The sequence below is a fragment of the Komagataeibacter kakiaceti JCM 25156 genome (assembly GCF_000613305.1).
This window is the reverse complement of record NZ_BAIO01000536.1, coordinates 1-1,528: the sequence shown is the minus strand read 5'-3', so window position 1 is coordinate 1,528 and position 1,528 is coordinate 1. Positions and strand designations below refer to the sequence as shown.

The window sequence follows — 1,528 nt, the reverse complement described above, 5'->3', positions numbered from 1 at the left end:
TGTCGGCTGGACCGTTCCCGGCACTGGATATGTCATGCCCGCCTCCGTATCGGACCGGTCTCGGGGATAAGCCATGGCGCGGCAGGCGCCTGATCCCCCGTGGGGGCCGCCTGTGGCGGCGTGTCGCCCCTGTCCCTGTCGCCGTCATTCGGCGGGGCGGGCGGGTTTTCACGTATGATCAGGCGATCAGGCAGGCGCATGTCTATGGCGATAACCGGCCGGTCCAGTATTCTTATACTTTGCTGCATCTGCGCAAGCCGCTTCAGGGCCGCGACTTCCTGTCCCTCCGGCAGCATGACGGTGGTGCCGTTGCGCAGGGTCAGGTTCCACCGGCGCTGGCCCACGCGGGCCGCCGCCACCACATGGGCGCGCACTTCGGGCTGCGCCGAGAGTTCATCGATCAGCGCCGCCGCCGCCGTATTGGCGTCCGGGCCGACCACCAGCGGCAGTTGCATGAACGCCTCGGCGTCCTTGCCGGTCATGCCCTGGTCGCGCACCTGGTTGCCTTCACGGTCGATCAGCATGAAATGGCCGTGGTTCTGCCACACCGCGAAGGGGCGGCGCTCGAACAGGTGGATGATGATGGTGTGCGGCAGATGGCGCTCCACCACGGAATGATCGACGAAGGGCAGCGCGTCGATACGCTGGCGCGCGGTACGCATGGAAAAGCCGAGGATGAAATCCCCCGTCCGCACGCCCAGCGCCTGCTGCAGCGCGGCTTCACTGGTCAGCACGCAGCCGGTTACGTCGATTTCGGTTATCCGCAGCGGCAGCATGTTGATGATCCGGTTGCGCAGCGGCGCGAAACGCGGGTCGGAGCCGAAATGCCGGAACGCCAGCACGCCAGCGGCCACGAGCCCGGCCAGCGCCAGCAGCACGAGAAGGGGGCGCAGCAGCCGGCGCTGCCGACGCAGGAAGATCGAGAGCCGGGAGGGACGGTGGCTGCTGTCGACCGGTCGCTTCATGTACGGCAGGTCGCGTGGTCGATCATCCACTCGCACAGGGTGGCGTAGTCCATGCCGCACGCGGCGGCCTGTTCGGGCAGGAGGGAGGTGGGCGTCATGCCCGGCTGGGTATTGGTTTCCAGAATGACGAGGCGGCCGGGGCTGTCCGGGGCCGCCGTGTCATCGTAACGGAAATCCGTGCGGCTGGCCCCCCGGCAGCCCAGCGCGCGGTGTGTGGCCAGCGCCAGTTTGCGCGCCTGTTCAAACGCCGTGGGGTGGATGCGCGCGGGAAGCTGGTGGCACGAGCCGCCGGTGCTGTACTTGGCCTCGTAGTCATAAAAGCTGGTGGCGCTGCCCGCGGGCGTTATGTCAGTCACGGTCAGCGCCCGGTCTTCCAGCACGCCCACGGTCAGTTCACGACCGGGCACGTATTCCTCCGCCAGGACATGCGTGCCGAAGGACCATGTGCGCGCCACCTCCGCCCGGCGGTTGCTGGCGGGGTGAATGATCGCGACACCGACCGATGAACCTTCATTGAGCGGCTTGACCACATAGGGCGCGGGCAGCGGGTCCGCCCTTTCCAG

At 67.6% G+C, this 1,528-nt stretch carries 1 protein-coding gene and 1 pseudogene; both read right to left on the bottom strand.

The genetic code is table 11. The annotated features are described in order from the left end of the window. Window positions 1-32: 32 nt before the first annotated feature. Window positions 33-965, bottom strand: coding sequence for a cell division protein FtsQ/DivIB (locus JCM25156_RS16310; protein ID WP_025813955.1), 933 nt, complete (start codon window positions 963-965; stop codon window positions 33-35). Beyond that, a pseudogene (locus tag JCM25156_RS16305) lies at window positions 962-1,528 on the bottom strand (D-alanine--D-alanine ligase); the annotation flags it as partial. The gene JCM25156_RS16310 and the pseudogene JCM25156_RS16305, both read right to left, overlap by 4 nt.